Below are 23508 nucleotides of genomic sequence, written 5' to 3' on the forward strand. Positions count from 1 at the left end.
CCGAATTCGCCGCCACCCCCTCTGAGCTGCTCAAGAGTCGGTGGGTGGACTTTTGGCCTACGCTCGTACTCCGTCGGCAGTACGTCCAATTGCCTGCTCAGGGACGACGACGTGACCGCCGAACACGGGAGATCGTGGTCTCTATGAGTTCCCTTGTGCTGGCAGTGGTCCTGTCGTTGGTCTCCGCGGTCGCCTACGCGGCCGGGGCGATCGTGCAGGAGCATGTCGCCGCGGCTTCCCCCGCCCGTCCGTACGCCCCGCTGAATCACGCCGGGTGGTGGCTGGCCGTCTCGCTGAACGGGGTGGGCGCGGTCCTGCACGTGGTGGCGCTCGCGTACGGCCCGCTGAGTGTGGTGCAGCCCCTCGGCGCGCTGACGATCGTGTTCGCGCTGCCGATGGCGGCGCTCTTCGTGGGGCGGCGGGCGGGTCGCGGCGCGTGGCGCGGGGCGATGCTGGCGACGGTGGGGCTGGCCGGTCTGCTGGCGGTGGCCGGGGACACCGGTTCGCACACCCTGGGCACCGGGCAGCGCGGGGTGCTGACGGCGGTCACCCTCGGCACGGTGGCGCTGGTCTTCCTGGTCGCGCAGACGGTCGGCCGGCCGGTGCTGCGGAGTGTGCTGCTGGCGTCGGCGGCGGGTATCGCCTTCGGCATGGGCTCGGTGTTCACCAAGAACGTGGCGATGGACTGGGAGTGGTCCCGGCCGGTGGCGCAGGGGACGAGCCTGGTGGTGATAGGGGTGCTCGCGCTCGGCGGGCTGATGCTCTCCCAGGCGTCCTACCGGGGTGCCGGGCTGGCGGCTCCGCTGGCGACGGTGACGGTGGTCAACCCGGTCGTGGCGGCGGTGGTCGGCATCACCATGTTCGGCGAGAGTTTCCGGTTCGGGGTGCTGGGCGGGGTGCTGGCACTCGGCTTCGGCGTGCTGGCGGCGGCCGGGCTCGTCCTCCTCACGACGGAGCGGCTGGCCGCCTCGGGCGCTGCCGGGGCGGACACGGCGGTGTCAGAGGCCCGGGGCACGGCGGCGGACGCGATGCCGGACAGGGTGCCGGATGTGGAAGAGCCCGTCGGCGCTCCGGCCCCGATCCGCGGTGTTCCGGCCCCGGGCGGCCCGCCGGAGGCGCGGTCCGCGGAGCGGGCCGGGCCGGACCTCGCGGCCCGGGCCCGGCCGCCGGTCTCAGATCGAGACGCCGCCCGCGCGGAGATAGGCGAGGGGGTCGACATCGGATCCGTACCCCGGACCGGTGCGGACCTCGAAGTGGAGATGCGGTCCCGAGCTGTTGCCGGTGGATCCTGAGCGGCCTATCCGCTGGCCGGCGGCGACCTGCTGGCCGGCGCGGACGTTGAGGGCCGACAGATGGGCGTACTGGCTGTACCTTCCGTCGGTGTGCCGGACGACGATCTGGTAGCCGTACGCGCCCGCCCAGCCGGCCGAGACGATCCGGCCGGAGGCCACCGCCTTGACGGAGGTGCCGGTGGGTACGGGGAAGTCGACCCCGGTGTGGTAGCCGCTGGACCAGGAGGAGCCGGTCTGGCGGTACGCGGTGCCGGTGGAGCCGTCGACGGGGGCGCTCATCCGCGCCGTGCGGCCGGTGGCCCGGTTGTCGCTGACCCGCTTGGTCTCGGGCTTGGCCTGCTGTTTGGGCTGCGGCTTGGCCTGCTGCTTCGTCTGCGGCTTGGCCTGTCGCTCGGTCTGCTGTTTCGCGGGCGCTGCGGCGGCCTGCTTCTTCGGGGCCTGCTGCTTGAGCCCCGGTCCGCCCCGGGGGGTCTCCTGCTTCGGGTCGGGCTTCTTGAGGTCGGTGCCCGCCGGCGGGCTCGGAGGGGTCCGCTTCTTCGAGGGCCGGGGTGTCTCCCGGGTCTTCGCCGGCGCGGGCGTCCTGGCGTCCGTCTTCGGGGCGTCCATCCGGATGACGAGCCGCTGGCCGGGGTGGATCAGATCGGGGTCGGAGCCGACCGTCGTACGGTTCTGCGCGTACAGCTTCGGCCAGCCGCCCCGGACGTCCTTCTTGGCGGCGATCTTGGAGAGGGAGTCGCCGGCGGCGACCGTGTATCCCTCGCGCTGGGTGGGGACCGAGGTGGGCGACGCGGCCTTCTGCGGGGCGGACCGGGCCGGGGCCGTCGTCGCGGGCCCTCGGCGCTCGCCCTGTGCCCGCTGGCCCTGCGCCTGCCCGCCGCCGGCGCGGTCCGTGTCCGCCCGCCGGTCGGCCCGGTCCTCGCCGCGCGTGAGACCGGCGCCGGCCGAGCAGTTGGGCCAGGCGTCCGGGCCCTGGCCGTCGAGGACCCGCTCGGCGATGGCTATCTGCTGGTCGCGGCTGGCGAGGTCGGCGCGCGGGGCGTACTCCCGGCCGCCGTACGCCTCCCAGGTGGACTGGCTGAACTGGAGTCCGCCGAAGTAGCCGTTACCCGTATTGATCTTCCACTGACTGGTGGATTCGCAGGCCGCGACCTTCTCCCAGACGTCCGACGAGGCCGCGTTCGCCGAGCCCGCCCCGACGAGCGGCAGGGCGATGCCCGCGCCGCCCGCGGTGAGGGTGAGAGAGGCACGATTGAAACGGCTCGGCTGGTACTTGCGGTGCCGACCGGTTGCGGTCATGTGAGTCTCCCCCACGGAACAGTCTTGTCACGTTACGAACAGGTCACGTCCAGCGGTCAACCTAAGTGCTCGAATTGAGCGGTGACAAGGGCTCATCGCGGGCGCACTGCGGCATGTGCGATCGCCCGACACGCCCGCGACACGCCGTCCCCGCGCCGCGACACGCCGTCGCCCGAGGTGGCGGGGCGGGGCTCTCGGCCAGGCCGGGAATCGCCCTCGCCCTGGCCCATCGGGACGAGTTCCAGGATTCCGGAATGCGCGCGGGCGTACGGCACTTGAAGATCATTGAAGGAAACGAACTCGCACCACACAGCCAGGAGCACATGATGAGTGGAACAGCCCAGATCGGTGTCACCGGACTCGCGGTGATGGGCCGCAACCTCGCCCGCAACTTCGCCCGCAACGGCTTCACCGTCGCCGTCCACAACAGGACCGCGGCCAAGACCCGGGCGCTGGTGGAGGAATTCGGCTCGGAGGGATCCTTCGTGGCGGCCGAGTCGGCCGAGGAGTTCGTGGCGGCGCTGGAGCGCCCGCGCCGACTGGTGATCATGGTCAAGGCGGGGGAGCCGACGGACGCGGTGATCGAGGAGTTCGCGCCGCTGCTGGAGGAGGGCGACGTCATCATCGACGGCGGCAACGCCCACTTCGCCGACACCCGCCGCCGGGAGAAGGAGCTGCGCGAGCGCGGCATCCACTTCGTGGGCGTGGGCATCTCGGGCGGCGAGGAGGGCGCGCTGCACGGCCCGAGCATCATGCCGGGCGGTTCGTCCCAGTCGTACGAGTCGCTCGGACCGCTGCTGGAGAAGATCGCGGCGAAGGCCCCCGACGGCACTCCCACCGTGGCCCACATCGGCCCGGACGGCGCGGGCCACTTCGTGAAGATGGTGCACAACGGCATCGAGTACGCCGACATGCAGCTGATCGCCGAGGCGTACCACCTGCTGCGCTCGGTCGCCGGGTACTCGCCCGCGCGGATCGCGGAGACCTTCCGCACCTGGAACACCGGCCGGCTCGACTCGTATCTGATCGAGATCACCGCGGAGGTGCTGGCCCACACCGACGCCGCGACCGGCAAGCCGTTCGTGGACATCGTCACCGACCAGGCGGAGCAGAAGGGCACGGGCCGCTGGACCGTGCAGATCGCGCTCGACCTCGGAGTGCCGGTCTCCGGCATCGCGGAGGCGGTCTTCGCCCGTTCGGTCTCGGGCCACGAGGAGCTGCGCGCCGCCTCGCGCGGGCTGCCGGGGCCGGTTCCGGCGGCTCTGGACGAGGCGGAGGCCGAGCGGTTCGCCGCCCGGGTGGAGCAGGCGCTCTACGCCTCCAAGATCGTGTCGTACACCCAGGGCTTCCGCCAGATCCAGGCGGGCAGCGAGGAGTACGGCTGGGGCGTCGACCTCGGCTCGGTGGCCTCGCTCTGGCGGGCGGGCTGCATCATCCGGGCCGCCTTCCTGGACCGGATCAGGGGGGCGTACGACGCCCGGCCCGAGCTGCCGAGCCTGCTCTCGGACAAGGGTTTCGCGGACGAGATCGGGGCCGCCCAGGACGACTGGCGCGAGGTGGTCGCCACCGCCGCCCGGCAGGGTGTGCCCACGCCGGGCTTCGCGGCCTCCCTCGCGTACTACGACGCCCTGCGCGCGGAGCGGCTTCCCGCGGCGCTCACCCAGGGACAGCGGGACTTCTTCGGCGCGCACACCTACCGGCGGACCGACCGGGAGGGCTCGTTCCACACCCTCTGGGGCGGTGACCGCTCGGAGGTCTCCACCGGCTGACCGGGTCCGGGTCCTCCCCGCTCAGGCCGGGCCCGGTACGGGCTCCGGCTCCGGCGAGGGACCGGGACCGGGGTCCGGCGGCGTCGGCACCGGGTCCGGCGGCGGCACGGGCGGGGGCGACGGGGTCGGCACCGGACCGGGCAGCGGCTCGGGCGGGGGAACCGGCGTCCCGGGTCCCGGGACGGGCGCGGGCGGCACGGGGAGCGGCTGGGTCATGCCTGACCTCCAGGGTTCGGAGCGTGCCCTCCCACTCTCCCGCCGTCCGCGCTCCCCCGCGCGCGGACCCCGGTCGGCGGATCTCCCGCCGCGTCAGCGGATGACGAAGCCCCCGTCCACGGGCAGGACGGCCCCGGTCACATACGAAGCCCGATCGCTGAGCAGCCACGCCGCCGCCTCGGCGATCTCCGCGGGGTCGGCGGTACGCCCCTGGGGCGTCGCCGCGTGGATCTCGTCCTGGAGGCCCGGAGTGGACGCGTACCACTCGTCGGTGATCTCGGTACGCGTGGAGCCGGGGGCCACCGCGTTCACCCGGATGCCGTGGCGGGCGTACTCGGCGGCCGCGGCCCGGGTGAAGCCGATCACGGCATGCTTGGAAGCCACGTAAGGGGCGGCGGTGGGGATGGCGACGAGTCCGCCCACGCTGCTGTTGTTGACGATGGCACCGCCGCCGGTGGGCAGCATCGTGGCGATCTCCTCGCGCAGGCAGTTCCACAGGCCTCGCACGTTGGTGTCGACGATGCGGTCGTAGACGCTGTCGTCCATTTCGTGCAGGGGCTCCGGATTTCCGCCGACGCCCGCATTGTTGAAGGCGCAGTCGAGACGTCCGTACCGGTCGACCGCCGTCCGCATGACGTGCCGCACAGCCGATGCGCTGACCACGTCCGCCACGACGTAGGACGCGTCCGAGCCGTCGGCCTCGATCTTGTCGCAGATCTCGGCGAGCAGTTCCTCACGACGCGCGGCGAGCAGCACCGAGGCGCCTTCTCGCGCGAACGTCCGCGCGGCTGCCGCGCCTATGCCGCTGCTCGCCCCGAAAACGACGACGGCCTTGCCCCGAAGCAGCGCCTCAGTCTTTTCCCGCATGATCAGTGCGCCGTCCATCCCGTTTCAGAGAAACCATCACAACGGTTTTGTTCGGGGGCGGGCGGCGAGGTGCCGCCCGGTCGGACCGGGCGGCACCTCGCCGCTCTCCTCGATTCAGGTGAGGCTCTGGGCGGACGCCTCGTGGCGGTCGGCGGCGCTCGCGGCATCGGCCGGCGGGTCGCCCGCCACCGTGGTACCGCGCTTCGGCTCGGCCAGCATCACGTAGATGGCGATGGACAGGGCGCAGCAGATCGCGGCGCTCGCCCACAGCACGGCCTGCCAGGCGTCGGTGAATCCCTCCGTCACGAAATCGCGGAAGGCCGGCTGGACTCCGGTGGGCAGTGTGGCCAGCGGATCCGCCAGGTCGCCGGAGTTCACTTTGTTGGCGAGCTCGGCCACACCTCCGTCGTAGGCGGGGAACCGGTCCAGGCCGTCCCTGAACCAGCTCTGGGTGAGGTTGACCAGGGCCGATCCCGCCGCGGCGATGACCACGGCCTCACTGCCCAGGCGCAGTGTGTTCAAGAACCCCGCCGCGGTGCCGGTGGACTCCGGGCTCACCACGTTCAGGACCGCGCCGTCGACGAGACCGAAGTTGAGGCCGAGTCCGATGCCGAGAAGGACCAGCGGACCGGTGAGCGCGCCCAGGCCGATGCCGGGTTGCAGTACGACGGCGAGCCAGGCGACTCCCAGGGTCAGGCAGGCGAGGCTGAGGGCGAATACCGCCCGGGGCGTCCAGCCCTGTCTGACGAGCCGGCCCGCCACCAGCGGCGTCACCAGGATGGGCAGCGTCATCAGGAGCATCGTCGTGCCGGCGGCCTGGCTGCTGTCCCCGTTGGCGACCACCAGATAGTTCGGGAGCAGCGGCAGCAGGATGACGAAGGAGAAGGTGACCACGACGGGAATCAGACACAGCGCCATGAACGGGCCGTTGCGCAGCAGCGCCAGATCGAACATGGGGTGGGGGTGACGTCGTTCCACCACGACGAAGACCGCCATGAGGAGCGCGGCGCCGACCAGCAGGCCGAGCACGCCCGGGCTGCTCCAGCCCCACTGGGGTCCCTCGACCACGCCGAGCATCAGCAGGAAGAGGCTGCCGACGAAGGTGACGGTGCCCGCCCAGTCGACCTTCGAGGCGGTCTCGCTGCGGGACTCGCCCATGAACGGAATGGCGATCAGGACCAGTGCCATCAGCGCCGCGTGGACGCCGTAGAAGGACCGCCACCCCAGCGTGTCCGCCAGGATGCCCGCGATCATGGCACCGAGGGCCAGACCACCGCCGGTGACGATGCCGACGGCCGCGAACACCCGGTTGCGCGTGGCGCCCTTGAAGGTGGTGGCCAGGATGGAGCTGCCGCTGGTCAGCAGAGCCGCCGCACCCACGCCCGCGATCGCGCGCGACACATCGAGCACATAGATGTCGGTGGACACGGCGCTGACGAGCGAGGCCGCGGTGAACACCACGGCACCCGTCGCGAACACCCTTCGCCTGCCGAGCAGGTCGGCCAGTGAGCCGCACGCGAGCATGAAGCTCGCGAAGGTGAGGTTGTAGGCGTGCACCACCCATTGCAGAAGGTCGAGGGACGCGTCCGTGTCACGTCCGATGTGCGGCAGAGCCACCCCCGACCCGGTGACGGAGGTCGGCAGGATCAGCAGCGTCAGGAGCACCGCGACCATCGTGATGGCGGGGCTCGCCCCGCGGGCGCCCCCACCTGTACGGGAAACCAACTCGTGTGCTCCTTCTTCACGTTCCGCCGGTGCACACTGAACGCCCAGGGCACGGCGGTGGATTGTTTGTCGCGGACGGCATCTCAGGCCATCGATTCAGCGCGCACCTTGAGGGCGGCGTTCATGATCATGAAGCCCTCTTCGATCCGCCACACCATGCCGCCCGCGAACGGCATCGTCAGCCCCCCGAAATCCTCCCGCTGACGCAGCAGGACTCCGCCCCCCTCAAGCTCTTCAAGAAGGAATTCATGCCGGGCCCTGAATACATTGGCGTGCCGGATGATTCCCGACCACTGGAGCTTCCGCTCCTTTTCCACGACGGTGACCGTCGGGTGGTGAACCTCTTCGTGCGACTTCTGCGGGCGCTGCATTCTCAGACGCAGCCCCTGACCCACTTCCGCCTTTCCGGAGGCGTCGATGATGAAAGGATTCCAGTCCCGATACCGGTCGAAGTCGGTGACCACGTCCCAGACCACTGAAATGGAGGAATCTATTCGTACAAAAGTGTCGATCTCCCGATGCATGGGGCATCCCTTCCATGGAATCCACAGATTTTTTGCCGCAGTGTGCGCAGTGTTGCGAGGTCTTGAGGGTCAGGCCGGAATCGAATTGGCGACGCCGCCGTCGACGAGCAGGTCGACGCCGTTGACGTAGGACGCGGCGTCGGAGGCGAGGAAGGCGACGGCCGACGCGACCTCCTCCGGCGTGCCGATCCGCTTGAGCACAACCTGCTGACGGCTGGCTTCCCGGGCCTCGGCGGAGGAGACCGCCTCACGGAACATGTCGGTGGCGATGTAGCCGGGGCTGACGGAGTTGACACGGATGGAACGCGGGGCCAGGTCGCTCGCCAGGGTCTTGGCCAGGTTGGCCGCCGCGGCCTTGGTCGCCGCGTACAGCGACCCGACGGCGAGGCCCTTGTGGTGGGTCCAGGAGGCATTGATCACGACAGAGCCGCCGTCCCGCAGCAAGGGCAGCGCGTGCTGGACCGTGAAGAAGACGCCCTTGAAGTTGGCGGCCACCACGCTGTCGAAGTCTTCCTCCGTGAACTCCTCAAGCCGCTTGAAGACTCCGACGCCGGCGTTGGCGAACACCGTGTCGAGGTGGTCGAAGCGCCGGCGGATCTCGGCCGTCAGCCGGGCGAGGTCGGCGGGGCGGGAGACATCCGCGGCCACCGCGAGCAGGCGCTCGCCGCCGCCGAGATCCTCGGCGGCCCGCTTGAGACGGTCCTCGCTGCGGCCGGTGATGACGACCTTCGCGCCCTCCCGGAGGAGAAGACGGGCCGTCGCGAGCCCCATACCGGTGGCCCCACCGGTGATCAGGGCGACCTTTCCCGTGAAGCGGGCGGCGCCTGGAGCCGTCTGCATGATGTGTCCCAGCCATTCATTGATAGGGGTAATTGACGGTGCGGGCACGCCACGCTCCTTGCGCACAACGGCTGCGCGCCTGGCCGTCGCAGAAGGTTCGGCAACAGATGGCGCAGGACCGCTCCGGCTGCATGACCGGCACCCGAGTCTCAAAATGTGCGCAGGTGTCGTGCTCACTCAGAACATCTTCCTCGACATTGCCGATGCGTGAGTAGAGTCAACTTATGCTGGTGTTATGACCACCACCCGGAACCCGGCCGTCAAACCGCTGCGGAACCAACCCCCGCATCCCCGGCGCGAGGAACTGCGGAGCTTTCTGCGGTCCCGCCGGGCCAGGCTCCAGCCCGAAGACGTCGGCCTGCCGGGCCGCGGGCTGCGCCGCACCCCCGGGCTGCGCCGGGAGGAAGTCGCCATCCTCGCCGGCATCGGGACGTCCTGGTACACCTGGCTGGAACAGGGGCGCGTCATCAAGGTGTCGGACTCCGTCGTCGACTCGATCAGCCGCGTACTCCGCCTCGACCCGGCCGAGCGCGGCTACTTCTACCGGCTGGCGGGCCTCAACCCGCCGATCGCCCCCGACAACGGGGACACCGTGTCCCCGCCCGAGCTGAAGCGCCTCCTCGACGCCTGGTCCGCCTACCCGGCCTATGTCCTGGACCGCTGGTGGAACTACGCGTACACCAACTCCGCCGCACAGGCGGTGTTCGGGGTTCCGCCCAGCGGCAAGAACTGCCTGGAGCTGTTCTTCACCGACCCCAAGTACCGTTCGTTCCTCGCCAATTGGCGCGCCCTCGCCCCGCAGGTCGTCGCCGACTTCCGGGCCACCGCCGCCCTGTATCCGGACGACGGGCGGTTCACCGCCCTGCAGCTCAGGCTCTACCAGCAGAGCCCGGAGTTCGCCCGGCTGTGGGACCGGCACGACATCCGCTCCGAAACCGGCGGAACGAAGGCCGTGGTGCATCCGGTCCTCGGCGAGGTGACTTTCGATCACCTCGTAATGCACCCCGCCGACCGGCAGGATCTGCGCATCGCCGTGCATCTGCCGCGTGACGCGGACACCCATCTCAAGCTGGAGAGACTGCTGCGAGGAAACCGTCCTTGACGACGGAGCCGCGCTTGTAGGCATGAGTGATGAGCTCGGCGGTGAAGTCGTTGATGTGGGGGATGCCGCCGAGCCGCTCGCTGAAGAACCGGTACAGGTCGGCTTCGCGCTCGGCGGCGACCTCCAGGATCATGTTCCGGGTTCCGGTGGTGGCGGCGCAGTACCGCACCTCCGGACAGGCCGCCAGGGCGGTGCCCGTGGCCTCGAGCCCCGCGGGGCTGACCTTGAGACAGATCTGGGCCTGTAAGGGAAATCCCACCAGCTTGGGCTCGATCTCGATGCGCGGCCTGAGAACCCCGCGCTCCAGGAGCCAGCCGACGCGCCGGCCCGCGGTGGCCACCGAGAACCCGACCTCCTTGGCCAGCTCGGTGAGGCTCATCCGGAAGTTGCGCACCAGCGCACCGGCCATGTGCCGGTCGGATTCCGAAAGATCGAAAGAGGTCCCGGGATCGCCGGCAAGACGCACCGAACCGGCTCTCAGCCGCTCGGCCTCCGCCGGCGTCAACACGGGAAGACGCCACTGGGCGACTGTCGTGAAGGTCCGCAGCGTCGTGGCCACATGGAACTTCTCCACCGACAGGGCGGGCGGAAGCCCGTGTCTCATCAACGAGTGCAGCCCGCCGCCCTGCTCCACCATCACCTCGCACCACAGCACGTCGCTGCGTCCGCTGACCGAGACGACCCGGCGCACGTCCGGACGCCGGGAGAGAGCGCACGCCGTCCGCTCCATGGCCCCCCGACGCACTTCGAGTCGGAGCTGAACACTCTCCAACCCATAGCGCGCCGGGTCGAGTTCAGCGGTGGGACGGATGACGTGCGCGCCGATCAGGCGCTGTATCCGGCGCGCCACCGTGCGCTCGTGCTCGCCGAGCGCCCGCGCTATCTCCCCGCTGCCCGCCCGCGGACGGACCTGCAGGGCGGCCACCAGACGCCGGTCCGAGGCGTCCAGAGTGTCGCAACTTTTCATCACGGCCTGATCATTGCGGTTTCCGTACATAACTTCCTTGCTCAGTTGTCTGAAGTCGTCACGTAGGGCAGGATCGCTGGAGTGCCAGTGTCATGCTGCCGGGAAGACGCGCGGCGATACCCAGCCGCCACGACTCCCCTCCAGGCTCCCGGCCGCACAGCGCGTCCCACCGAGCGGGACCACCAAGAGGCCATGTCAATGAAGTCATGCACCCGGGAAACGCTCGACGATCAATCCGCAGGATTTTTCTCTCCTTAAAACAAACCGCTATGAAGGTTTGTATTCGGGTAGATGCCGCCACGGCACCCCGAGCATGACTGACACCATCCCCGGAGGACTCGATGAAGTTCTGCACGCTTGGCAACCTCGCCCTGCTCGCCGGTGGACGCGACGTCACTCCAACCGCCCCCAAACAACGACAGGCCCTCGCCCTGATGACGCTCCGCGCCGGCCAACGAGTGAGCATGCCGACCCTCATCGACGAGATATGGGGCTCCGAGCCCCCGCGCACGGCGACCACGGCACTTCAGACCTACGTGGGCAAGATCCGCCGGATCATGGCCACGGCCACGGACACCTCGGTGAAACAAGTGGCCGCGGGGCGGCTGACGACCGACGGAAACGCGTACGTTCTGCGGGTGGCCGACGACGAGTGGGACAAACCCCGCTTCGAGGAACTCACCCGGCTCAGCCGTACCGCCCTCGAACAGAAGGACCCCATCACCGCCGAGCTGCTGCTGCGGCAGGCGCTGCGCCTGTGGCACGGGCAGCCGCTCGGCAATGTGCCCACCGGACGAATCCTCACTCCCTACGCTCAGCGCTTCGCGGAACAGCACCTGAGCGCGAGAATCTCACTGGTCGACATCTTCCTCCAGATGAGACGCGTCCAGGAGGCCGTCCAAGAAGCCCGCGAGCTGGTCACCGATCACCCTTATAACGAGCATGTACACGCTCAGCTCATGCGCGGTCTCTACGCGTCGGGGCGGCGGGCCGCGGCCTTGCAGGTGTACCAGCAGCTACGGGCCCGGATGCGCGACGGTCTCGGCATCTCGCCCTCGCCCACCATCAACACCCTGCACCATGTCCTGTTGCAGGACGAGCCGGACGAGCAGTTCCTCCTGATGGCGGGCACCGTGTCCTGACGGCACGCCATATGCGGCATGGCGGTGACGTCGAGAGAGGTCACCGCCATGCCGTCGTGCGTCACCGAGGGCCGGGAACGGCACTCACACGCCTTCCGAGATGCCCGGAAGGAGATTCCCCCCGGCCTCCTCGACGTACGAACGCAGCAGGGCGTCGGAACCGACCGCCACCGGGTGCCCGACCGCGCTCAGCAGCGGCAGGTCGGAGGCGTGGTCGCCGTAGGCCGCCGCGTTCTCCGGGGAGATGCCGCGCTCGGCGAGGAGCTCCAGGGCGGCGCGTGCCTTCTCCTCACCGATCACCGGCGTTTCCAGCACTCCTGTGTAGACACCGTCCGTGATCTCCGGTCTGCTGCACAGGAGCACGTCGGCGCCCACCGGCCGGCGAACGGGCTCCAGACAGGGCGGGAACGAACCCGACACCAGCACGATGAGCGCGCCGGCACGGCGGTGCCGGGCCAGGGCGGCCACCACCGGTCTGTGCCACACACCGCCCCGGGCGCTCTCCTGGGCGAACCACTCCTCGCCGTGCCGCATGACCTCGCGCACGGGCCGGCCCGTGTAGGAGCGGTAGTAGTCGCGGTTGGTCTCGGCGCGAGGCGACCCCGCGGCGGCCCTGGCCATCAGGTGCTCGGCGACCTCCCGATAGCGTTCGCCGGGCAGGCCGCGGGCCTGGAAGTGGTACGCCAGGAAGCGGAACATGCTCTTGAAACGCACCAGGGTCTCGTCCACGTCGAAGAACGCCGCGGCGATGGGCCGCGCGGCCGGTCCCTCCGTCGCGGAGGCGACCGGCCCGACCGGCCGTGTCACGGCCCGGCGTGACGCGGCGGCCGTCACCGGGCGGCCCCGCAGCCCGGGTCGGGGGCCGGCCTGGAGAAGCCCGCGCCCTCGGGCAGGACATCGGTGATGTAGAGGACAACGGGCTCACTGCCCCTGTTCACACCGAAGTGCGCCTCGTCGGGCCCGGTGGGCTCGACCAGCGCGTCACCGGGCTTCAGGATGCGGGTGGAGCAGTCCTCGCCGTTGATACGGGTCAGCGTGCCGGACACGATGACCGCGAACTCCTCGCCGACGTGATAGTGCCAGCCGGTACTGGCACCCGGCGGAATCGTGGCCTTGCGGTAGACGAGACGCCGCGGGCCGTCGGCGTCGACCGTGAAGGGAAGCTCCGATTCGCCCTCGGCGATCGGCTCGCTGGTGATCGCTCCCGGGGAGGCGACGGCCCGGGGGGCGGAAGCGTCCTGGGCCGCGCCCTTCGGCGAGTTGTCCGCGTAGGCATTGGCGATGCCACCGGCCGCCAGGAACAGCACGGCCGCGACGGCGACCCGGCGAACCCTGCGCCGACGGCCGGTGAGAGGGATGCGCGTGAACATGAAGGGGGGTCCTTTCCCGAGGATGAGTGATCAGGCGGGTGGAACGGACGGGGAAGACGGGCCGGGCACGGAGCGGGAGTTCAGACGGCGGTGCCCCGCGCGTGGACGGCCGGACGGGCGTGTACGCCCCGTCCCGGGGTCTTCCGGCCGAGATGGCCGTGTGCGACGAGCTCTTCCAGGAGTCTCGCGGGGGCCAGCTCGGGCCTGGGCGATTCCTGGTGCAGACGGCGCTGGATGTCCAGGGCCACATCGAGGCCTATGGTGTCGAGCAGCCGTGCCGGGCCGAGCGGCTGGCCGCCGACGGACTTCAGCGCCTTGTCCAGGAGCCGGGGTTCGATCCCCGGGCGCTCCAGCATCCGCAAGGCGTCGTTCAGATACGGGAAGAGCAGCGCGTTGACGATGAACCCGGTGCGGTCGCCGCATTCCACCGCGACCTTCCCCAGCCGGTGCGCCACCCCCCTGGCCCGTGCCAGGGCCGCTTCGCCGGTGTCGGCGGTCCGAATGAGTTCGATCAGACGCATCGCGGGCGGCGGGTTGAAGAAATGCAGCCCCAGCACGTCCTGGGGGCGGCCGGAGGCCCTGGCGCACTCACCGACCGGAAGGCTGGAGGTGGTGGTGGCCAGGACGCCGCCTTCACGGCACAGCCGGCCGAACTTCCGGAAAAGGCCGAGCTTCACCGCCATGTCCTCGGCGACGGCCTCGATCACCAGGTCCGCCCCGGCGATCAGGGCGAGGTCGTCGGTGGCGCTCCACCGGCCGAGCGCCGCGACCAGTTCGTCGTCCTTCAGACCGGCGGCGCGCAGCTTGAACTCGATGTTCTCCGTCACCGCGGCCGCCTTCCGCCGGCTGCGGGCCACCAGGAGGGTGCGGTACCCAGCGCGCAGCACCGTCTCGGCGACACCGGTCGCCATGGTTCCCGAGCCGACCACGGCCACCGTGGTGACGCCGTCGTCCCGCCGTCGCGCGGGGCGACGGGCGGGGGGCCGGGCGGCCAGGGGGAGCGCGGGCGCGTAGCGCGGCCCGAGCCGCCGGTGCAGGCCCTCGAGGATGTCCCGGGCGGTACGGTCGCCGATCGCGTCGAGAACGGCCAGCGGCCCCTCGCTCCAGTTGCAGCCGAGCCGCAGCGCCGTCTCCAGGGAGTCCCGGTCCGCGTAACCGTCGTTGCAGGTGCTCACCGCCTGGTTGAGCAGGCCGAAGACCAGAGCGGGGGCGACCGATCCCGGCAGATCCGGCACGGCGAGCGGGGTCACGCCGGCGCGCGTCAGCGTGTCGGTCACCCGGGCCGCGGCGGCGTCGCCGGTGTGCGGAGCCCGTGCCAGCTCGACGGCGTCGAGCCGGTCGGCGCGGAGGAACCGCAGTGCCAGAAGATCGCCCCTCGCCGCCGGGGCCAGCTCGGCGGCGGGTGTGGTGAGCGCCGTCGTCACGACAGGGGCGTCCGGCCGCCGGTATCCCGCGACGGCCCCCAGGACCCGGTGCTTGCCGGGCTCCGGCTCCGGGACCGCCTCGATGACCAGGTCGGCACGGGCGATCGCGGAGAGATCGCCGGTGGCGGTGAAGAGGGCGCTGCCGACGGCCCGCCGGGCCGAGGTCTCGGCGGCGGGATCGTGATCGACGCCCACGGTGGCCAGTCCGGCGGCGGTCAGGCGTCGGGACAGTTCGGTGCCGACGGCTCCGAGCCCGACGACCGCGACCGATTCCACAGGGTTCGCTGGCATGTGTCCGTCCTTCGAGAAGACCGCCGGTGGCGCACTGCGCGGCTCGGCGGGTGGGCGAGTCGTGGGTTCGGCGACCTCGTGTCGGGTCGCTCAATAGCGGTCCCCGACTGCCGCCGGGACCGCGTCCAGGTCCGCGAGGTCGCGCTCCGTCAGCCGCAGGGAGACGGCCCCGATGTTCTCCGCGAGGAAGCGCGGACTCTTGGTACCGGGAATCGGGATGACATGCTCGCCCTGCGCGAGGGCCCAGGCGATGGCGACCTGGGCCGGTGTGGCGTCATGCCGGTCGCCCACGGCGCGTACGGCCTCCACGATGCGCAGATTGGCGGCGAACGCCTCGTCCGTGAAGCGCGGGTTGGTCGAACGGAAATCGCCTGCCTCGAAGACGGGTCGGGAGAAGGCACCCGTCAGGAAACCCCGCCCGAGCGGGGCGAACGGCACAAAGGCGGCACCGTGTTCGGCGCACCAGCGGACCATGTCGCTGCCCGGAGCGAGCGCGTCACGGCTCCACAGCGACAGTTCGGACTGTACCGCCGACACCGGATGGATCCGGTGAGCCCGCTCCGCCTGCTCCGGGGTCACTTCCGACAGACCCAGACGCCGTACCTTGCCCTGGGCCACCAGTTCGGCCATACAGCCCCAGGAGTCCTCCAGGGCGACGGCCGAGTCCACCCGGTGCAGGTAGTACAGGTCGATGGTGTCGGTGCCCAAACGGCGCAGGCTCGCCTCGGCCGACGCGCGGATGTGGTCCGGCGATCCGTTCCGGCTGAGGGAGCGGGTGCGAAGGTCGTCGACGACGATGCCCGCCTTCGTGGCCACGACCGCGTCGTCCCCGCGCCCGGCGAGGGCCCGTCCGACGAGACGCTCGTTGTGGCCGTCGCCGTAGGCGTTCGCGGTGTCCAGATGGGTGGCACCGGCGTCCAGCGCCTGCCGGATGACGGCGACGGACTGTTCATCGTCCCGCTGGGACTCGGCGTATCCCCAGCTCATGCCCATGCAGCCGAGGCCGATGGCCCCGACGGCCGGGCCCGCCTCGCCCAGGTGGCGCGTTCTCATGTGTGCTCCTCGCGGGTCGGTGAAGCGGAGTGCTCGCCCTGGGGTCAGGCCGCGGCGAGCACGAGGGCGGCGTTGTGGCCGCCGAAGCCGAGCGAGGTGCTGACGGCCACCCGCAGGGAGGCCCGGCGGGCCTCGCCGGCGACCACGTCCATGTCGATCTCCGGGTCCAGGGTTCTCAGATTGACGGTGGGCGGCACCGTGCCGCGGTTCAGCGCGAGCGCCGTGTAGGCGGCCTCGACGGCCCCGGCGGCGGCCAGGGTGTGTCCGGTGATGCCCTTGGTGGACGTCACCGCGGCCCGGGTGCCGAGAACGCGGCGCAGCGCGCGGGCCTCCGTCAGGTCGTTCATCGGGGTCGAGGTGCCATGAGCGTTGACATGGTCCACCTCTTCGGGGTGTACGCCGGCGTCGCTGAGCGCCGTACGGATGGCACGGGCGAGCCCGTTTCCCTCGGGGTCGGGCGCCGTCGCATGGTAGGCGTCCGAGGAAGCGCCGTACCCGATGACCCGGGCGTAGACCGGCTGGTTCCGGGCGGCCGCGTCCTCCTCCCGTTCCAGGACGAGAACCGCGGCGCCCTCGCCGGGTACGAAACCGTCCCGGTCGGCGGCGAACGGCCGCGAAGCGCCGGCCGGGTCGTCCTTGCGTGCCGAGAGCGCGCCCATCCGTCCCAGGCCTGTGACGGTGGCCGGGCTGATGGCGGACTCCGTGCCGCCGGCCAGGACGATGTCGCACAGTCCGCTCGCGAGCCACTGGCGCGCGGTCCCGATCGCGGACGCCCCCGAGGCACAGGCTGTGGCCGTCACCAGACTGGGGCCGAGGACGCGCTGGTCCATGGCCACGTATCCGGCCACCATGTTGACCATCCCCATGGGGATCATCAGTGGCGACACCTCCTCGGGCGCGCCCCCGTAGTACGTGTCGTGCTGCTTCTCGAACGTCGTGGTCCCGCCGAGGGAGTTGCCGAGCACCACGCCGACCCTCGGGCCGTCCCACCGGGTGGGGTCGAGTCCGGCGTCGGCCACGGCCTGGCGGGCGGCGACAAGGGCGAGTTGGACGAAGCGGTCCAGCTTCCACGCGTGTCGCCGCCCGAGCAGCGCGTCGGCGTCGAAGCCGGGCACACGGCAGGAGAAGTCCATCCGCAGGCCTCGCAGTACGAGGTCGGTGGCGGCGGCGGAGGCTCCCGTGGTGATACGGGTCCAGTTCTCCTCGACGCCGATGCCGGCCGGGGTGACCAGGCCGATCCCGGTGATCGAGACCGCGGGGCCGCGGGGTGCGTCCGTCACAGCTTGGGTCCCTTGCTCTCGATGAGGGCCGCGGCGTCGTCGAGGGTGAACGAGGCCTTGATCTCGCCCTCCTCCACCACCACCGCCACCTCTTTACGGAGGATGAGGGCGAGTTCGACGGTGATGAGCGAGTCGATGTCCAGCTCCTCGAAGGTCGCGCCGGAGCGTGTCTCGTCCTCGGGCAGCCCGAATTTGTCGCTCAGGATGGAAGCGAGACGGTCCTTGATCTGCTCGATGCTCGTGGGGGTGGGCATGGTGACCTTTCGTCGTCGGTCGGCGTGCGGGGGAGTTCAGATGTGCGCGGGTGCGGGAGCGAGGTGCAGGGAGGGCCAGATCAGGGCCGTCGAGCCCCAGGTGAGGCCGCCTCCGAAACCGGTGAGCAGCACCCGCTGGCCGGGGGTGAGCGTCCCCTTGTTCTGCGCGTCGGCCAGGGCCAGCGGGATGGACGCCGCGACCGTGTTGCCGACCTGGTCGAGGTGGACGGTGATCTGCTCCTCGCTCAGGCCGAGCTGTTCGCCGACCGCCCGCAGGATGCGCAGATTGGCCTGGTGGGCCACCACGCGGTCGGGGCCGCGGCCGGCCCAGCCGATCCGGTCGATCAGGTGCTGCGCGGACTTGCTCATGCTGAGGACCGCCTCGGCGAACACGGCGCGCCCCTGCATCGCGAACCAGTGGTCCTCCGCCGGCGCGTCCCCGCCCGCGGACCGCTGGCGCGAGCCGCCGGCCCGCACCGTGATGAGGTCGGAGCCCGCCCCGTCGCTGCCCAGGTCGAAGCCGAGCAGAGCGCCCGGCTCCGCCGGGTCGCCGGGGCGCAGGACCACGGCACCCGCCCCATCGCCGAACACGGCCCGGGTGGTGCGGTCGGCGGGATCGAGGATGGTGGAGAAGGTGTCGGCACCGATGACCAGCGCCTGACGGACGGTTCCGGCGGTGAGCATGGCTGCGGCGGCGGCCAGCGCGTAGACGAATCCGGTGCATACCGCGGCCACGTCGAAGGCGGCGGCCCCCGGCATGCCCAGGCGCTGCGCGACAGCCGGCGCGGTGGCCGGGCAGGGGTGGTCGGGCGTGCTGGTGGCGAGGACGACGAGATCGACGTCGTCCGCCGCCGCCCCGGCGGAAGCGAGCGCCCGGCTGCCCGCCGCGACCGCCAGATCGGAGGTGGCCTGGCCGGGGGCGATGACACGACGGTTCTCGATGCCGGTGCGGGACCTGATCCACTCGTCCGAGGTGTCCAGCTCCCGGGCCAGATCGGCGTTGGACACGAGGGTCTCGGGCAGTGCGCCGCCGAGACCGCAGATGACAGCCGCCCGGTTCATGAAGCCCCCTCGTCCGTCGTGGAAACGTGCGGGGAAACGTGCGGGGCGGCGGACACCGCGGCGCTCGCACCCATCTCCGTGACCGTCTCGCGGCCCACCCGGTCGGTGCGCGGCAGCGCGGCGACGACCAGGCGGGCGCGGCGCAGCGCCGTGCGCAGCTCCGCCGGATCGGGCTCGGTGAGAGCGGCGATGTGCCCGTCGGGGCGGACCAGGACCGCCTTCGGCTCCTTGCCGAGCAGCGGGGCGAAGCCGGGCCAGCCCGAGATGTCCCGTACCGGGAAGGTGTCGGGCAGCGACTCGCGCAGCGCGTCACGCTGCCGGACCCAGGTGCCGTCCTGCCGCTGCCCGGCCCAGAGCAGGACCGTGGGCGACCGGGCGTCGATCGTGGGCCAGCGGCCCTGCCCCGGTTCGGGCGTCTCCTTCGGGCCGGTGTGACGGCTGAAGACGGGTAACCGGTCGCCCGCACCGGCACCGCGGGTGACGCCGGGCAGCGTCTGGCGCAGCGACTCCGCGGGCCGGTAGGTCACATCGTGCTGCGCCATGAGCGGGGCGCCGAAGCGCTGGAGGACGCCGGTGCGCCGTGCGGCCCGTACCAGGGTGTCGCGCACGGCGATCTCCCTGCGCCGCCGCAGCAGGCCCCAGCTCGTCTGCTTCGCGGTGGTGAGGACGACCCGCTCGGCGGCCAGGCGGCGCTCGGTGTCGTAGGTGTCGAGGATGCCCGGTTCCAGGGTCCCCCGGATCACTCCTGCCAGCTTCCACCCGAGATTCACCGCGTCCTGGATTCCGGTGTTCATGCCCTGGGCGCCGGCGGCGCTGAAGAGGTGCCCCGCGTCGCCCGCGAGGAAGACCCGCCCGTCCCGGAGTGTCTCGGCGACCCGCCGACGGGCCCGGAATATAGTCGTCCATTTGAGCGGGCCGATCTGGCCGGGGCGCGGGGCCCGTTCGTCCATGACCCGCTGGAACAGCTCCCGGGGCGGCGCATGGTCCTCGGTCCAGCCCGGAACGCTGACCGCGAGACGGAACTGGCCCCCGCCGAAGGGGGCGAAGCCCAGGGCGCCGCCCCGCGTGTAGCAGTAGAGCAGCTCGTTGTCGTGCAGATTCCCCTCGATGGGACCGTCGCCGATGGCGAACAGCACGTCTTCGCCACTGCCGAGGAACTCGATCCCGGACAGGGTGCGTACGGCGCTGTGCGCACCGTCCGCGCCCACCACCCAGTCGGCCTCGATCTCCTCGGTGCGTCCGTCCGGCCGCTCCACGGTGACCAGGGGGCGTGGGCCGGTGTTGTCGAGACCGGTGACCGATCCCTGCTCCACCCGCCCGCCCAGCTCGACCAGCCGCTCGCGAATCACGCCCTCCGTACGGTCCTGGGGGATGACCAGGCCGAACGGATAGGGAGTGTCGGTGAGGCGGCTCATCTCCACCGACCCCAGGGGCCGTTTCCGGGAGTAGTAGGAGACGGCGTCGAGCCGGTTGCCGGCCTCCGCCAGCGGCTCGGCGGCATCGATCCGGCCGAGCAGCTCCAGGCTTCGGGGCCAGACCACGATGGCACGGGAGTGGAGCGAGGAGCCGGGCGGGGTGCCGTCGACAAGACGCACCGGCACGCCATGGCTGAGAAGTTCGGACGCCAGCACCAGCCCCACCGGACCGGCCCCCACGACCAGCACCGGCCGACTGCCGTCCGGGTGCTTCCGCACGGAATTCGTCATCCTTACGCCTTTCGTCGCTCATGCTGAATCAGTGCCGACCCGCCACCGGGCGTCCGGGCCCGGGACCGGTGCGGCCGGGACGGTCACGGCCGGCGTACGACCACACCGCTCCAGGTGAACCCCGCGCCGGCGCTGAGCACGACGGCGTGCTGGCCGGGGCGCAGTCGCTGGAGCCCGTCGCCGGACAGCGCCGCGAGATTGGAGAAGAGGTCGCCCGCGCCGAGGTGGCCGGTCGTCTCCCCCAGGTCGACGGCGGGCGCGGAGGTGACTTCGGCGATGGCCGGGCCGTAGATCTCGCGGGCCGTCGCCCGGCCCAGCCGGGGAAGCAGCACCACACGCAGTGAGGGATCCTCCGGAGAGAGCGACGCCTCGCGCAGTGCGGCGTCGACGACTCGGCTCGTGGTCTCCCGCAACCGCCGTACGAACGGCTCCCTGCCCGTCCCCGTCAGGAAAGCCTTCTTGGTACGGCGTACGTCGACGGTGGCACCGGCCGCGTGCGGCATGGTCTGGAAGGTGTCGGCATCCCGGTGGACGATTTCGAGGTCCGGAGCGGCCTCCGTGTGCACGGCCCGCAGCAGGAGGCCGTGCCGGGAGGACTCGGAGCGGCGTTCCACGACGGCCGCGGTTCCGCTGTCGCCGTACCAGACACCGTAGTCGCCGCCCCAGCGGTCGAATCCGGGCTCGCGGAACCGGTCCGCCGTGGTGATGAGCACGGGGCCGTGCTCCGGCGTCGCCATCTGCCGGACCAGCGCGGCCTCCAGGGCTGCCGCGCCCCCGTTGCACATCTGCTGGATGCCGACGGGGTTCGCCTCGACCGCTCCGGTGCGCTCGGCCACATAGTGCGCCGGGGACCAGAAGTCGTGCCCCTGGTAGTAGGTCCAGGCGTGGAGGACGGTGCGGACGGTCCGCGGCTCCAGAGCGGCTTCGGCGAGGGCTCGGCGGCCGGCCAGCACGGCCAGTTCGGGGGCCGACTCCTGATCCGCCACGGGCAGTCGGTCGTAGCCCATCGCATCGGCCTCGTCGGCGGTGACGCGGCCGTCGGCGACGGCGGCCGCGGCCGTGGCCGTGTTCACCGGCAGCCAGTCGACGGCCGTGATGCGCACATCGTCGGGTGCTCTCACCTCGCCGCCTCCGGCGTCCGCGGGGCGGTGTGCCGGGCGTCGGCCGTCGCCGTGTTCATGCGGCCCGCCGCGACAACCGTGCCGCCCTGTTCGAACCGGACGTGGAAGGCGCGCTCCTCGGCGGTGCCGGCGACACCGGTCCCGGGATCCTCGCTCTGGAGAACGCGCACCGTCGTCGGCGCGTCCAGTTCGGCATACCGGGTGAACGAGAAATCGAGGCCGACGGGTGTGGTGTGCGCGGCGGACCTGCCGAACAGCTCCGCCGAGGTGTAGAGACACAGTTGGCGGGCCGCCTCCATCAGCACCATGCCCGGCAGGTGGTCCTGGGCGTGGTCGAACATGCTGCGGTTCTCGACCGGCACCCGGATGACCGCCCGGGCGCCGTCCGGGCCGACGGCCACGTCCCGCAGCACGACGTTCGCCGGATCGCGCCGGCCCACTTGGGCCGGGTCGAGGAGGGTGGCGGTGCGCGGGATGTCCGCGAACGGCGGCAGCGGAGCGGAGCGGCCCTGCGCCCGCAGGACGTCGTACACCGCGTCGGGGACATAGCCGACGTCGATGACGACCCGGCCCAAGTGGTGTCCGTCGAGCCGGAGTTCGACGCGGTAGGTCAGACGTCTCACATCACCGGCGACGCCCAGGCGGTCGGTGGTGCGCACATGCATGAGCAGCTGCCCCGGCCGGTCGCCGACGGGAGCGGTGAGCAGTCCCGGCAGGGACATCGACCAGGACCGCAGCAGGAACTTGCTGTCCTTCGGCACTCCGAAGAACGCGTGCCCTCCGTACGTTTCCGCCTGGCGGGCGCACTCAAGGATCAGCAGGGGGTCCGGCACCCGGAGCCGAGAGGCGCGCTCCACGTAGAAAGCGTGGGTGGACGGCAGCTGGGCGGCCGCCGCGTAGTCCGTCTCACCGATCCGGCGAGCGTCGGTGAGGAACACCTCGGACAGCGCCCAGCGGTGCAGCGCGCTCCGGTCGACGGTTCGCGTGAATCCCAATTCCCCGTCCTTCAATGGAAATTCATACGGAATCAATGACTCCATTGAACCGCTCCCTCCAGTGGTCCGCGGTGCCCCGAGGTTTCAGGGGCGGTCCCAGCATTCCGGGTACGGGCCAACGCCCGGCTCAAGCGGGACCACTGCCGGGGTTTTTTGGCCCTCCTTGACCGGAGCTTGAGTTCCGCACACCGACAATCGTCCAGACCCTTGGACATCCGATCGAAAAAGCCCGCACGAAAGGAATTCGCCGTGACCGTGTCACCGGGTTCGGAAAACGCCGGGACCCCGGCCGGGGCGCTCTTCCCCGGCCAGGGAGTGCAGCGGGAAGGCCGGGGAAGAGCATGGCGCGACACACCGTCCTGGTCCTTGGTGGAGACCGTTTCGGAAGCCTCCGGGCACGATGTGGCGGCCCTGCTCCTGGACACCCCGACCGAACGGCTCGCCCGGACCGACTTCGCGCAGATCACCGTGTTCACCGCGGCTCTGCTGTCCTGGTTCGAGTTCCGGCGGCTGCGGCCGGACGCGGCGATCGGCGCTTTCGCCGGGCACAGCCTGGGCGAGTACACCGCCCTGGTGGCCGCGGGGGCGCTCACCGTCGCCGACGGCGCACGTCTGGTGGGCGAGCGGGGCCGCGCGATGGACCGGATCTCACGCCGCAGCCCTGGCGCGATGGCCGCGGTCACCGGAGCGGACTCCGGGCGGGTGGAAGAGTTCGTCCGGGAGCTGCGGGAGAACGGCGCGGACATCTGGGTGGCCAATCTCAACAGCCCCCGGCAGACCGTGGTCGCCGGGAGCCCCACCGCGATCCGGGACGCGGCAGGACCGGCCCGCGCGGCGGGCTGGCGCTACCAGACGCTGCCCGTTCTCGCCGCCTGCCACACCGCGCACATGGCACCCGCCGCCCGCGCCCTGGAGAAAGCCCTGGCGAAGGTCCGCTTCGCCGCCGAGCACCGGCCGGTCGTCGCCAATGTGGACGGAGCCTCCCACACCGACGGCCGCGAGTGGCCCACCCTGTGCCTGCGCCAACTCACCCACCCTGTGCGCTGGGTGGACTCGCTGACCACCCTGGAGTCGCTGGGCTGCCGGCGGCTGATCGACTTCGGGCCGGGGCGGACGCTCGCCGGACTGGCCCACCGCACCCTCCCGCACCTCCCCGCCGTCTCGGCCCCCGCGCCCCGATCCGTCGCCGCGTGAGGCGGGACCGCGGCACGG

Annotated in this window: 21 protein-coding genes; 5 read left to right on the forward strand and 16 right to left on the reverse strand. The window is 71.3% G+C overall.

Going from position 1 to position 23508, the window contains the following annotated elements:
- Positions 1 to 143 precede the first annotated feature (143 nt).
- Positions 144 to 1292: a DMT family transporter gene (locus tag ABD371_RS17205; RefSeq protein ID WP_344477773.1), complete on the forward strand. Its 1149-nt coding sequence runs from the start codon at positions 144 to 146 to the stop codon at positions 1290 to 1292.
- On the opposite strand, the gene ABD371_RS17210 is transcribed toward ABD371_RS17205, so the two are convergent.
- On the reverse strand, positions 1173 to 2588 hold the full coding sequence (locus ABD371_RS17210; RefSeq protein ID WP_344477775.1) for a transglycosylase family protein: 1416 nt from the start codon (positions 2586 to 2588) through the stop codon (positions 1173 to 1175). The two genes, ABD371_RS17205 and ABD371_RS17210, sit on opposite strands and share 120 nt — an antisense overlap.
- Positions 2589 to 2914: 326 nt before the next feature.
- Here ABD371_RS17210 and gndA point away from each other — a divergent pair, with 326 nt between their 5' ends.
- Positions 2915 to 4357, forward strand: coding sequence for an NADP-dependent phosphogluconate dehydrogenase (gene gndA, locus ABD371_RS17215; RefSeq protein WP_344477776.1), 1443 nt, complete (start codon positions 2915 to 2917; stop codon positions 4355 to 4357).
- A gap of 309 nt (positions 4358 to 4666) precedes the next feature.
- Here gndA and ABD371_RS17220 read toward each other — a convergent pair whose 3' ends face one another.
- From ABD371_RS17220 to ABD371_RS17235, 4 genes are all read right to left on the reverse strand, one after another.
- The gene (locus tag ABD371_RS17220) at positions 4667 to 5440 is read right to left on the reverse strand and encodes an SDR family NAD(P)-dependent oxidoreductase (protein WP_344477777.1); all 774 of its coding nucleotides are present in this window, start codon (positions 5438 to 5440) and stop codon (positions 4667 to 4669) included.
- Between the two features lie 114 nt (positions 5441 to 5554).
- A complete protein-coding gene (locus tag ABD371_RS17225; protein WP_344477778.1) occupies positions 5555 to 7105 on the reverse strand; it encodes an MFS transporter in 1551 nt (516 codons plus the stop codon).
- A gap of 143 nt (positions 7106 to 7248) precedes the next feature.
- A complete protein-coding gene (locus ABD371_RS17230; protein WP_344477780.1) occupies positions 7249 to 7689 on the reverse strand; it encodes an SRPBCC family protein in 441 nt (146 codons plus the stop codon).
- A 69-nt stretch (positions 7690 to 7758) separates the two neighbouring features.
- Positions 7759 to 8529 (reverse strand): SDR family NAD(P)-dependent oxidoreductase, encoded by a 771-nt coding sequence (locus ABD371_RS17235; RefSeq protein ID WP_344477782.1) that lies wholly within the window; start codon positions 8527 to 8529, stop codon positions 7759 to 7761.
- 235 nt (positions 8530 to 8764) lie between these two features.
- On the opposite strand from ABD371_RS17235, the gene ABD371_RS17240 reads away from it, so the two are divergent.
- Positions 8765 to 9631 carry a helix-turn-helix transcriptional regulator gene (locus tag ABD371_RS17240; RefSeq protein WP_344477784.1) on the forward strand — a complete coding sequence of 289 codons (867 nt, stop codon included), beginning with the start codon at positions 8765 to 8767 and terminating at the stop codon, positions 9629 to 9631.
- Here ABD371_RS17240 and ABD371_RS17245 read toward each other — a convergent pair.
- The gene (locus tag ABD371_RS17245) at positions 9594 to 10628 is read right to left on the reverse strand and encodes an Lrp/AsnC family transcriptional regulator (protein ID WP_344477786.1); all 1035 of its coding nucleotides are present in this window, start codon (positions 10626 to 10628) and stop codon (positions 9594 to 9596) included. The two genes, ABD371_RS17240 and ABD371_RS17245, sit on opposite strands and share 38 nt — an antisense overlap.
- A 311-nt stretch (positions 10629 to 10939) precedes the next feature.
- On the opposite strand from ABD371_RS17245, the gene ABD371_RS17250 reads away from it, so the two are divergent.
- Positions 10940 to 11740 carry an AfsR/SARP family transcriptional regulator gene (locus ABD371_RS17250; RefSeq protein WP_344477789.1) on the forward strand — a complete coding sequence of 267 codons (801 nt, stop codon included), beginning with the start codon at positions 10940 to 10942 and terminating at the stop codon, positions 11738 to 11740.
- An 84-nt stretch (positions 11741 to 11824) separates the two neighbouring features.
- Here ABD371_RS17250 and ABD371_RS17255 read toward each other — a convergent pair whose 3' ends face one another.
- The 10 genes from ABD371_RS17255 to ABD371_RS17300 all read right to left on the reverse strand — a co-directional run bounded on the left by ABD371_RS17255 (position 11825) and on the right by ABD371_RS17300 (position 22296).
- Positions 11825 to 12547, reverse strand: coding sequence for an HAD family hydrolase (locus tag ABD371_RS17255; protein WP_344477791.1), 723 nt, complete (start codon positions 12545 to 12547; stop codon positions 11825 to 11827).
- A gap of 23 nt (positions 12548 to 12570) precedes the next feature.
- Complete coding sequence (locus ABD371_RS17260; protein ID WP_344477793.1) at positions 12571 to 13110, reverse strand: cupin domain-containing protein; 540 nt, start codon at positions 13108 to 13110, stop codon at positions 12571 to 12573.
- Between the two features lie 80 nt (positions 13111 to 13190).
- Positions 13191 to 14825: a 3-hydroxyacyl-CoA dehydrogenase family protein gene (locus ABD371_RS17265; protein ID WP_344477795.1), complete on the reverse strand. Its 1635-nt coding sequence runs from the start codon at positions 14823 to 14825 to the stop codon at positions 13191 to 13193.
- A gap of 90 nt (positions 14826 to 14915) precedes the next feature.
- Positions 14916 to 15878, reverse strand: a complete 963-nt coding sequence (locus ABD371_RS17270; protein ID WP_344477797.1) for an aldo/keto reductase — start codon at positions 15876 to 15878, stop codon at positions 14916 to 14918.
- 44 nt (positions 15879 to 15922) lie between these two features.
- Positions 15923 to 17158, reverse strand: coding sequence for a beta-ketoacyl-[acyl-carrier-protein] synthase family protein (locus tag ABD371_RS17275; RefSeq protein ID WP_344477799.1), 1236 nt, complete (start codon positions 17156 to 17158; stop codon positions 15923 to 15925).
- Positions 17155 to 17412: a phosphopantetheine-binding protein gene (locus ABD371_RS17280; RefSeq protein WP_344477801.1), complete on the reverse strand. Its 258-nt coding sequence runs from the start codon at positions 17410 to 17412 to the stop codon at positions 17155 to 17157. Before ABD371_RS17280 ends, ABD371_RS17275 begins: the two co-directional genes overlap by 4 nt.
- A gap of 36 nt (positions 17413 to 17448) precedes the next feature.
- Positions 17449 to 18474, reverse strand: coding sequence for a beta-ketoacyl-ACP synthase III (locus ABD371_RS17285; protein ID WP_344477803.1), 1026 nt, complete (start codon positions 18472 to 18474; stop codon positions 17449 to 17451).
- On the reverse strand, positions 18471 to 20180 hold the full coding sequence (locus ABD371_RS17290) for an FAD-dependent monooxygenase (RefSeq protein ID WP_344477805.1): 1710 nt from the start codon (positions 20178 to 20180) through the stop codon (positions 18471 to 18473). The genes ABD371_RS17285 and ABD371_RS17290 overlap by 4 nt, the downstream gene beginning before the upstream one ends.
- Positions 20181 to 20263: 83 nt before the next feature.
- On the reverse strand, positions 20264 to 21301 hold the full coding sequence (locus ABD371_RS17295; protein ID WP_344477807.1) for a 3-oxoacyl-[acyl-carrier-protein] synthase III C-terminal domain-containing protein: 1038 nt from the start codon (positions 21299 to 21301) through the stop codon (positions 20264 to 20266).
- Positions 21298 to 22296: a ScbA/BarX family gamma-butyrolactone biosynthesis protein gene (locus tag ABD371_RS17300; protein WP_344477809.1), complete on the reverse strand. Its 999-nt coding sequence runs from the start codon at positions 22294 to 22296 to the stop codon at positions 21298 to 21300. Before ABD371_RS17300 ends, ABD371_RS17295 begins: the two co-directional genes overlap by 4 nt.
- Before the next feature lie 255 nt (positions 22297 to 22551).
- Here ABD371_RS17300 and ABD371_RS17305 point away from each other — a divergent pair, with 255 nt between their 5' ends.
- Entirely contained in the window at positions 22552 to 23490 is a 939-nt protein-coding gene (locus ABD371_RS17305; RefSeq protein WP_344477853.1) for an ACP S-malonyltransferase, read from the forward strand.
- Positions 23491 to 23508 lie beyond the last annotated feature (18 nt).

The sequence above is a fragment of the Streptomyces amakusaensis genome (genome assembly GCF_039532665.1).
In the GTDB taxonomy this organism is placed as follows: Bacteria; Actinomycetota; Actinomycetes; order Streptomycetales; family Streptomycetaceae; genus Streptomyces; species Streptomyces amakusaensis.

Bases quoted from the DNA above. Each gene is read 5' to 3' on its own strand.
- ABD371_RS17205 (WP_344477773.1), top strand. From the start codon at position 144: ATGAGTTCCCTTGTGCTGGCAGTGGTCCTGTCGTTGGTCTCCGCGGTC.
- ABD371_RS17210 (WP_344477775.1), bottom strand. From the start codon at position 2,588: ATGACCGCAACCGGTCGGCACCGCAAGTACCAGCCGAGCCGTTTCAAT.
- gndA (WP_344477776.1), top strand. From the start codon at position 2,915: ATGAGTGGAACAGCCCAGATCGGTGTCACCGGACTCGCGGTGATGGGC.
- ABD371_RS17220 (WP_344477777.1), bottom strand. From the start codon at position 5,440: ATGCGGGAAAAGACTGAGGCGCTGCTTCGGGGCAAGGCCGTCGTCGTT.
- ABD371_RS17230 (WP_344477780.1), bottom strand. From the start codon at position 7,689: ATGCATCGGGAGATCGACACTTTTGTACGAATAGATTCCTCCATTTCA.
- ABD371_RS17235 (WP_344477782.1), bottom strand. From the start codon at position 8,529: ATGCAGACGGCTCCAGGCGCCGCCCGCTTCACGGGAAAGGTCGCCCTG.
- ABD371_RS17240 (WP_344477784.1), top strand. From the start codon at position 8,765: ATGACCACCACCCGGAACCCGGCCGTCAAACCGCTGCGGAACCAACCC.
- ABD371_RS17245 (WP_344477786.1), bottom strand. From the start codon at position 10,628: ATGTACGGAAACCGCAATGATCAGGCCGTGATGAAAAGTTGCGACACT.
- ABD371_RS17250 (WP_344477789.1), top strand. From the start codon at position 10,940: ATGAAGTTCTGCACGCTTGGCAACCTCGCCCTGCTCGCCGGTGGACGC.
- ABD371_RS17260 (WP_344477793.1), bottom strand. From the start codon at position 13,110: ATGTTCACGCGCATCCCTCTCACCGGCCGTCGGCGCAGGGTTCGCCGG.
- ABD371_RS17265 (WP_344477795.1), bottom strand. From the start codon at position 14,825: ATGCCAGCGAACCCTGTGGAATCGGTCGCGGTCGTCGGGCTCGGAGCC.
- ABD371_RS17270 (WP_344477797.1), bottom strand. From the start codon at position 15,878: ATGAGAACGCGCCACCTGGGCGAGGCGGGCCCGGCCGTCGGGGCCATC.
- ABD371_RS17280 (WP_344477801.1), bottom strand. From the start codon at position 17,412: ATGCCCACCCCCACGAGCATCGAGCAGATCAAGGACCGTCTCGCTTCC.
- ABD371_RS17285 (WP_344477803.1), bottom strand. From the start codon at position 18,474: ATGAACCGGGCGGCTGTCATCTGCGGTCTCGGCGGCGCACTGCCCGAG.
- ABD371_RS17290 (WP_344477805.1), bottom strand. From the start codon at position 20,180: ATGACGAATTCCGTGCGGAAGCACCCGGACGGCAGTCGGCCGGTGCTG.